7 protein-coding genes and 1 pseudogene are annotated in these 8,593 nt (G+C 57.3%); 2 read left to right on the top strand and 6 right to left on the bottom strand.

Annotated features, from left to right (window positions below):
* Window positions 1-199 precede the first annotated feature (199 nt).
* From ACO54Z_RS03645 to ACO54Z_RS03620, 6 genes and pseudogenes are all read right to left on the bottom strand, one after another.
* Window positions 200-628, bottom strand: a pseudogene (locus tag ACO54Z_RS03645) (pseudoazurin); the annotation flags it as partial.
* Window positions 629-874: 246 nt separating this feature from the next.
* Window positions 875-1,663, bottom strand: coding sequence for an ABC transporter ATP-binding protein (locus ACO54Z_RS03640; RefSeq protein ID WP_485995799.1), 789 nt, complete (start codon window positions 1,661-1,663; stop codon window positions 875-877).
* The gene (locus ACO54Z_RS03635; protein WP_485995798.1) at window positions 1,660-2,907 is read right to left on the bottom strand and encodes a FecCD family ABC transporter permease; all 1,248 of its coding nucleotides are present in this window, start codon (window positions 2,905-2,907) and stop codon (window positions 1,660-1,662) included. The genes ACO54Z_RS03640 and ACO54Z_RS03635 overlap by 4 nt, the downstream gene beginning before the upstream one ends.
* Window positions 2,908-2,910: 3 nt before the next feature.
* Window positions 2,911-4,008, bottom strand: a complete 1,098-nt coding sequence (locus ACO54Z_RS03630; RefSeq protein WP_485995797.1) for an ABC transporter substrate-binding protein — start codon at window positions 4,006-4,008, stop codon at window positions 2,911-2,913.
* A gap of 99 nt (window positions 4,009-4,107) precedes the next feature.
* Entirely contained in the window at window positions 4,108-4,659 is a 552-nt protein-coding gene (locus ACO54Z_RS03625; protein ID WP_485995796.1) for a hypothetical protein, read from the bottom strand.
* A gap of 19 nt (window positions 4,660-4,678) precedes the next feature.
* Window positions 4,679-5,785: an ABC transporter substrate-binding protein gene (locus ACO54Z_RS03620; RefSeq protein ID WP_485995795.1), complete on the bottom strand. Its 1,107-nt coding sequence runs from the start codon at window positions 5,783-5,785 to the stop codon at window positions 4,679-4,681.
* Between the two features lie 163 nt (window positions 5,786-5,948).
* On the opposite strand from ACO54Z_RS03620, the gene ACO54Z_RS03615 reads away from it, so the two are divergent.
* On the top strand, window positions 5,949-7,349 hold the full coding sequence (locus tag ACO54Z_RS03615; RefSeq protein ID WP_485995794.1) for an MBOAT family O-acyltransferase: 1,401 nt from the start codon (window positions 5,949-5,951) through the stop codon (window positions 7,347-7,349).
* A 6-nt stretch (window positions 7,350-7,355) separates the two neighbouring features.
* Window positions 7,356-8,492: an SGNH/GDSL hydrolase family protein gene (locus ACO54Z_RS03610; protein ID WP_485995793.1), complete on the top strand. Its 1,137-nt coding sequence runs from the start codon at window positions 7,356-7,358 to the stop codon at window positions 8,490-8,492.
* The last annotated feature ends 101 nt before the right edge of the window (window positions 8,493-8,593 follow it).

The following is an 8,593-nucleotide window of genomic DNA, read 5'->3' as shown; positions in this document are numbered from 1 at the left end:
GTACTGTCTTCGGCGACGCGCCTTGTCTGAAACTTTCGGTGGATGGCTATAAACACCCCCTAATCGCCAGTAAAAACGAAACCGCCCATAAGGGCGGTTTTTTGTCGTTGTGAAAGCGGTTTTATTTTGCCGCAGGCTGTTCGCTTTTTTCTGCCGGTTTTTCTTCCGCCGCTTTGGCGTCAGCGGCGGGGGCGGTCGCCAGCTCTTCCACGTATTTGGTGAGGCGGCCTTTGTTGCTCATCGCGCGGCGTTCCAGTTTGGGCAGTGCTTTTTGTGCCGCTTCCATGTTGGTCGCCTCACCCACCTGAATCACACCTGCCATGTTCATCATGCTGTGCGGCGGGCAGACGTAAATATAGACGCCTTCTTTGTCCAGTTTGACGCTGTATTTTTCGTCCAGTTCGCTTTTGAAGGCTTCCGCGCCTTCGGGGATGACTTTGCTTTCGACGTTGTGTCCCTTGTTGGTCGGGATGAAGGTGACGGTGTCGCCCGGTGCGATTTTCAGCACGGCGGGTTCGAAGACCATCGGCGCTTTGTCGCTGCCAATGTCGAGCATTTTGATTTCGTGCTCGGCGGCGTGGGCGGCTGCGGCCAGCAGGACGGCGGTGAGGATGAGGTTTTTTTTCATGGTTTGCTCCGTGGGTTGGTATGGGGATTTATACATACACTTGAGCGCTCTATATGTATGTAAATGGTTTTGACGGTGCGCCGGGGCGCACGCTATGGCGGGAAAAGCGATACCGTGCGCGCCACCAGTAACCCCACCTCGACCCTCCCCCACCGGGGGAGGGGCAAATCGGCGCACAGGTTTGGGGCGGGTTGGCGTTACGGACACCGCTACCCCCGCGCGCTTCGCCCGGCGGGGGAGGGGGTGTTACGACGCCGCCGCTTCTTTGCGGATGGCGCGGCGCGGCATGACCACCGCCGGGCGCTGCGCTTCGTCGTAGAAGACGGCGGCTTCGACGCGGTAGATGCGCTCGATGGTCTCTTTTTGCAGGACGTCGCGCGGAGCGCCTTGTGCCTGAATTTTCGCATCCGCCAGCAGGATGATTTCGTCGGCGAACTGCGCGGCGAGGTTCAAATCGTGCAGGATCATCAGGGTGATGAGGTTGCGGTCGCGGGTATGGTGGCGCACTGCTTCGAGCAGCACGCACTGGTGGTGCATATCGAGCGCGCTTACCGGTTCGTCCAGCATCAGCACTTGCGGGTCGCGCAACAGTACTTGCGCGAACATCACCATTTGCCGCTGGCCGCCGGAGAGGGCGAGGACGTCGCGCGCGGCAAGGTGGGCAATGCCGAGGCTTTGCATCATTTCCACCGCGCGGGCGAGCTGTTCGTCGGAGACGCGCATGGTGAGGCTGTTCATCTGGCCGAGCAGCACGACTTCAAGCGCGGTCAGCGAGGCATCGACGACGGTGTCCTGCGGCATATAGCCGATGGGTTTGCGCCAGGCCATGTGGTTGGTGTGGCCGAGGGTTTTATCCTGGTAGCGGATGCTGCCTTTGTGCGGGATTTCGGCGAAGAGGGTTTTCACCAGCGACGATTTGCCTGCGCCGTTCGGCCCCAGCACGGCGTAGGCTTTGCCGGGGTGAAGCTCGAGCGAGATGTGGTCGGCGACGCAGAGGTGGCCACGGTGGATGGTGACTTGTTCGAGTTGCATCATGTGCTGGTTTTCCTTGTGAGGATGATCCAGAAGAAGAACGGCACGCCGATGAAGGAGGTGATGATGCCGATGGGGAATTCCGCGCCGGGGTTGATGAGTTTGGAGAGGACGGAGGCGGCGGAGAGGAAGGCGGCGCCGGTGAGCATCGAGGTCGGCAGGAAGTAGCGCTGGTCTTCGCCGACGAGCATGCGCGCGACGTGCGGCGCGACGAGGCCGATAAAGCCGATGGTGCCGACGAAGCTAATAACAGTCGCAGTCATCACTGCGACGATGACCAGCACGCGCATCCTGAGCGCGGCGAGGTTCACGCCCATGCTGGCGGCGCGCGCTTCGCCGAGGCGCAAGGCGGTCAGCTGCCAGACGTTGCTAAAGAGCAGCAGGGTGCAGATGAGGGTAACGACGGTGGTGATGCCGAGTGTTGCCCATTTTGCTTTGCTGAGTGCGCCGAAGAGCCAAAAGAGGATTTTTTGCGATTCTTCCGGGGTGGCGATGTATTGCATCAGCGAGGAGGCGGACTGGAAGATGAAGAGCAGGGCGATGCCGACCAGAACGAGGGTTGCCGAGGAGAAGCGGCGCATTGAGGCAAAGATGAACATGATGCCGGCGGCGACCATGGTCATGATGAACGCCATCAAGGGTTGCGCGATATAGACGCTCATGCCGAAGGTGCCGAAGACGACCACCAGCGAGGCGCCGAAACCGGCGGCAGCGGCCATGCCGAGGGTGTAGGGGCTGGCCATGGGGTTGTTCAGCAGGGTCTGGATTTCTGCACCGCCCGCGCCAAGCGCCGCACCGGCGACGAGCGCCATCAGCGCAATTGGCAGGCGCAGGTCATTGACGATGATGTGGGTGATGTTATCAACGCCCGCGACGCCGAGCCATTGTTGGAAGTCGTACCAGTGCGGCGCGAGCCAGTGGGTAAAGGTCTGCCAGTGCAGGGCGCACCAGTAGAGTATGCCTTGCCAGGTGCTGCTGTCTTGCCCGGCGGCGACGCAGCTGGCGGCAAGCGGGTAGTCGCGGCAAAGCGCGGCGGCGTTGAAGACGGTGTCCGGCGGGGTGTCGCGGAATTGTAAGAGGGCGTCTAAGACGTTGCGCGCGCTGATTTGCCCGCCGGCCGCACCATTGGTGAGATCCAGCACCAGCGTAATGAAACAGAAAACGACGAAGGCCAGCATAATGAGCCACCGCCGCTTTTCACGGCGGCGGTGGGCGGCAATCGTGTCATGAACGAGTTGCTGCGGCACGGATTACTCCGCTTTCAGGTAGAAAGTACCTTCCGGTACGACCGGCAGATATTTTTTGTGATAGTCGAGATAGGTTTTGAGCGGATCGACATCCTTGAATGCGTCAGGATAAAGCGCTTTGGCAATATATTGCATGGAGGCGGCGTCGGTCAGACTGCGCGATGCGCCTTGATAGATACCATAAAGGCGATTGTTTTTAATTGCCGGGAGATCCGCCCAACCAGTGCGGTTTTTATAACCGTTGAGGCGTTTCAGCGCTTCTTCTTTGGGAATATTGATACCCATCACCAGCGCTTCCGCATTCTTTTTCAATTCCGTTTCGCGTCCGGCAATGACGACGACATCCGGTTTGGAAACAATGACCTGTTCCGGATTCATCGGCCCGGCATATTCAACGTGGCCAACGGCAATATTATCGCCCTGCGCTTGCTCGGCGAGCGGTCCCCACATCGTATTGCCGAAGCTGTTGCCGTATTCGCTCGGTCCCTTGTTGCCAAATTCCAGATAAATTTTCGGTTTCGGCTGGCCGGATTTTTTCACGCGTTCGTGAATATCATCGACGATACCTTTGTACCAATCGGCAATCTCTTTGGCGCGCGCTTCTTGTCCGGTAATTTCACCCAGCACGCGGGTAGATTCCAAATGCAGCGGCAATTGTTCTTTGTTGTAATCAAGGACGACGACCGGAATGCCCGCTTTCTCCAGCGGCTCCAAATCATCCTGAATCACTTGCCATTGCCAATCGCCAAGAACGACCAAATCCGGTTTCAGTGCCAGCACTTTTTCCACGGAAAAAGTACCAACTTCCACCTCGCCGACATCGGCCAGTTCATTCAATTTCGGCAAAGCCTTGCTATAAACTTCCCAACTGGCAGGCGTCCAGTCCGTCCATACCGCTTTGGAAAAGCCGACGACATTGTCGAGCGCTTTTTCGCCACCCACGGCGAGATAATCGGTGTAATAAAAACCGAGCATGATGCGCTTGGCCGGCACATCGACTTTGACTTCACGTCCGAGGACGTCCTTGATGGTTTTGACTTCCGCGTGCGCGGCGGCCATGGATGCGGCTACTACGGCAGCGGCAAGCAGTTTTTTCAGCATAAAAGCTCCTGTTTGTGAGTGAGAAAGGGGAATGGCTCATGATGCGCCCCGTAATAATCCCCGCCGCTTGGGGCGCAAAGGCGGCGGGGGAGTTTGTCTTTAAATCACAAATATAGAAGGATATATCTCTTTTAGTTTTTCTCTTGCCGTACTTGTTACCGTACCTGGGTAGACGGCTGGGGCAGTTCCTAATATAGAAAATATGATATATGCACGACGAGTATGCGGTGCGAACAGTGGTGGACCCATAAAAAATAAAAAACCATAAATTAATGCCATAACCATTAAAACTACAGCAATAATCTTCCATTTTATTTTTATTTCTTGATATTTTCTAAGATTAGCATTCCATCTTATGGTTGCCAGACCTCTTGCCAATCCTCCTTTTGCCAAAATAATCCATTTAAAGGCATTAAGATCAATGCCATTCCCTAATAAAAAATCAAGTTCATCAACACTTAAATCTTGAAGTAAAATATATTTAGATTGTTCCAACTGTTTCTCTAAAAGAGAAGTATTTTCTTCCCCTTGCCTTCTTTTCTGCAAGTAGCTTATTGTGTCATCTATTTCTTCTTTAGAAAGTCTAATTATTCCAAAAACACCTCTCTTTACAAAAGGTATAAGTTGCATTGCATCCATTATATAGCTCATGACATACCTTATTTAATTATTATTTCATTGGATAGAGGAAAAACGTTCCCTGCGGTTCTATCGGCAAATAGTTTTTATGGAAATCCTGCCAGGTTTTTTCCGGGTCAATATCCTGGAAGGCTTCAGGATAAAGCGCTTTTGCCATGAATTGTGCCGCAGCCAGGTCGGTAATCGAGCGCGACATGGTGTGATAGAGACCATAGACGCGGTTATTTTGCACCGCCGGCAAATCTGCCCAACCGGTGCGGTTCATGAATCCGGCGAGGCGTTGTCGCGCATCTTTTTCGCTAATGCCGATGCCCATCGACATCACATTCGGATTCTTGTCGTGTTCCAGTTCGGTGCCGGAAATCATAATGACGTCCGGGCGGGCGATGAGTAATTGTTCCGGGGTAATGACCCCCCAGGTAGCGATATGCGCTGCGCTGATATTGTCGCCGCCGACGGTATCGGCAATCGCGCCCCACATATTTTTGCCAAAGGTGTAGCTGTATTCGTCTGGCCCTTTGTTGCCAAATTCGATATAGATTTTCGGCTTGGGTTGATTCGCCGCTTTGACCCGCTTTTGAATATCGGCAATGCCGTTGGCGTATTCCTGCGCGATTTTCTCCGCACGCGCTTCCGTACCTGCCAACTGGCCAAAGAGTTTAATGCTCTTGGTGTGGTTCTCGACCGTCTGGTCATTGAAATCAACGACGACTACCGGAATGCCCGCCGCTGCAAAGCGCAGTAATTGTTCCGCCAGCGCTTCATATTGCACTTTCGGAATCACCAGCACATCCGGCTTGAGCGCCAGTGCCTTTTCCAGCGAAAAAGTATTGCTGATGACGTAACCCACATCGGGGATTTCTTTCAACCCCGGTATTTTCGCGGTATAAAGCGCCCAACTGCCCGGATTGAATTTCTCCCAAAACTCGCGCGAAATCCCGGCGACGTTTTTGAAATTCTCGGCGCCGGTCGCAGCGATATAGTCGGGATAGTAAAACGTCAAAATGGCGCGTTTGACTGGCACATCCACCTGCACTTCGCGCCCCAACACGTCTGTCAGCGTCCTGACTTCTGCCTGCGCCGGAAACAGCGCCAGCGCGGCCAGACAGCACGCCATTTTTACCAATTTTTTCAACATGATTACCCCCGGACAGCGGAAAAACGCGGGCATCATGCCGGGCGTTACATCTAATGTCAATAATTCCTGTTTGGTGGCGCAGCGCCCGGCGCGCAAAAATTTCACGCAGCTTGCCGTGGTTATACAGATTGTTAATGTTTGCACTTTCCGCGATAATAGCCGCATGAGTTACCTCTCCCCCGAATTCATCGCGGCGTTTCTGCCCTTCTTTGCGCTGTACTGGAGCCTGCGCCGCCGCCTCGACCTGCAAAACCACCTGTTGCTCGCTGCCAGCTACGCGCTGGTGGCGACCTACAGCCTGCTGTTTGCGCTCGAACTTTTGCTGTATTCGGCCTTCATCTACCTCGCAGCGCGCCACATCCAGTATTACCGCAGCAAGCGCGCGCTGAAAATCGCCATTGCCGTCGCCATCGGCCACCTTTGCCTGATGAAATACCTGGACTTTTTCCGCGTCCACAGCCAAAGCCTCTTGGATGCGCTCGGCATCTCCTGGCAACTGCCTGCGGTGGAAATCCTGCTGCCGGTCGGCATCTCCTACTACACCTTCCACTCTATCACCTACCTCGTCGCCGCCTACCGCGTGCAAATCACCGTGGAAAAACCCGAACGCCTCTGCCTCTTCCTTGCCTTTTTCCCGACGCTCATCGCCGGCCCCATCTGCCGCGCCAGCGAAATGCTGCCGCAATACGCCGCCACCGCGCCGCGCGCCGTCGGCGACAGTGGCCGCATCTTCATCCTCCTCATCAGCGCGCTCACCAAAATCCTCTGGCTCGAAGCCTGGCTTGAAGAAAACTGGGTGACGCCCATCCTCGGCAACCCCGGACAATACCAGCCCGCCGAAGTCCTCGCCGCGCTCTACGCCTACACCCTGCAAATCTACCTCGACTTCTCCGGCTACACCGAACTCGTCACCGCCATCGCGCTGCTGCTCGGCATCCGCATCCCGGAAAACTTCAACCAGCCCTACGCCGCCGCCAACCTGCGCGACTTCTGGCACCGCTGGCACATCAGCCTCTCCAGCTGGATACGCGATTACCTCTACATCCCGCTCGGCGGCAGCCGCCGCGGCCTGCTGCGCACGCAAATCAACGTCGCCATCGCCATGCTCCTCTCCGGCCTCTGGCACGGTGCCAGCGTCAATTACCTCATTTGGGGGGCGATGCACGCGGGCGGCCTCATCCTGCTCAACCTCGGCGACCGCCTCATGGGCAGAAACGCCGTCGCCACGCTCAGCCCGGCACTCGCCCGCTACGGCACCATCCATTACATCGTCCTCACCTGGGCGGTCTTCTACAAAAACGACGCCGACAACACCCGCGCCATCTTCCGCGCACTCGGCGGCAACATCAGCCTGCACGCGCCTGTCGCCGCGCTCGCCTTCATCGCCGCCTTTAACCTCCTCATCTACCTCTACCCGCGCAGCGCCGGCTGGCAAGAACACGCCGCCGCCCGCTGGAGCCGCCTGCCGTGGTACGGCCAGGCGCTGCTCTTCACCGCCGCGCTGCTCACCATCACCGCCTGCGCCCCCGCAGGCATTCCCGATATCCTCTACAGCAACTACTGAACCGCCATGCCCATCCGCAGCCTGAAAATCCTCGCCACCCTCGCCAGCAGCCTCACCCTCGCGCTCTGGCTGATGCAACACAACATCGAACAATACTGGCAACAAACCTACTACCGCCAGTCGCCGCTCGCCGCCCTGCAAAACAACGCCCTCTGGCGCAGCGGCGACGCGCTCAAACAGGCGCTGGGACGCCTCCTCGGCGCAGGCGGACACCACGCCGCCAGCATCCCCGTACCCGTCGCCACCGCTGCCGCCAAAACCGTCGCACCCGCGCCGCAACCCGCCCCCGCCGACGACACCCCGTGGCAACACCGCCACCCCATCGCCGCCAACACCTACCTTCCCGCCGGACAGGACTGGACGCACAGCACCATCCAGCGCGTCCCCCGCTTCAACAGCGACGACAACCCCGCGAGCGACAGCACCGCCCTCACCCTTGACCCCGACATCCCACCGGAAGACACCGCCAGCAACACCAGCGAACCGGCACCTGCGGGCAAAACCCCGATCCGCCTTGGCGAAGGCGACCGCGTGCTGCTCATCGGCGACTCGATGATGCAATCACTCGCGCCGCACATCCAGCGCGAACTGCTCGCCCGCCACCACATCAAAAGCATCAACCGGGGCAAACCGAGCAGCGGCCTGCGTTTCCCCGACTACTACAACTGGCCGGAAAACCTCGCCGCCCAACTCGAAGAAAACCCGGACGTGCGCCTCATCATTGTGCTGCTGGGCGCGAATGACCCGCAGGACACGCCGAACCCCGCCAACCCCAAACACTATATGCACTTCGGCACGCCCGAATGGGAAGCCTACTATCGCGGCGAAATCCGCAAAATCCTGCAAACGGCGGCAGCGCGCGGCGCTCAAACCCTGTGGATAGGGCCGCCGCTAATGAAAGCGCCCAAATACAGCAAAAAAATCACCTACCTCGACCAGCTCATTGCCGAAGAAGTCGAAAACGCGCAACAGCACTACCAGAACACCAACCGCCTCTTCGCCAAGGCCGACGGCAGCTACACCGCCTTCCTGCCGGACGAACGCGGCAAACCGGTGGCAGTACGCAAAGGCGACGGCATCCACTTCACCGGCCCCGGCGAAAAAATTCTGACCCAACGCATCCTCGAACACATCAACCCCTGAGCGGCAGCGATTGCGTTCTCAAATATAGCCGTTCACCGAAAGTCTCAGAGCCTGTTTAAAATCTTGGAGAACCGCATTTTTCCGTATGCTTGTGTAGGAAA

This window comes from Cardiobacterium sp. (assembly GCF_057314735.1).
The sequence above is the reverse complement of the archived record's forward strand: the minus strand, read 5'-3'. Positions and strand labels throughout refer to the sequence as shown.

What these genes read in the sequence shown, in the direction of transcription:
- ACO54Z_RS03625 (WP_485995796.1), bottom strand. Translation starts at nt 4,659, where the DNA reads ATGAGCTATATAATGGATGCAATGCAACTTATACCTTTTGTAAAGAGA.
- ACO54Z_RS03610 (WP_485995793.1), top strand. Translation starts at nt 7,356, where the DNA reads ATGCCCATCCGCAGCCTGAAAATCCTCGCCACCCTCGCCAGCAGCCTC.
- ACO54Z_RS03620 (WP_485995795.1), bottom strand. Translation starts at nt 5,785, where the DNA reads ATGTTGAAAAAATTGGTAAAAATGGCGTGCTGTCTGGCCGCGCTGGCG.
- ACO54Z_RS03615 (WP_485995794.1), top strand. Translation starts at nt 5,949, where the DNA reads ATGAGTTACCTCTCCCCCGAATTCATCGCGGCGTTTCTGCCCTTCTTT.
- ACO54Z_RS03640 (WP_485995799.1), bottom strand. Translation starts at nt 1,663, where the DNA reads ATGATGCAACTCGAACAAGTCACCATCCACCGTGGCCACCTCTGCGTC.
- ACO54Z_RS03630 (WP_485995797.1), bottom strand. Translation starts at nt 4,008, where the DNA reads ATGCTGAAAAAACTGCTTGCCGCTGCCGTAGTAGCCGCATCCATGGCC.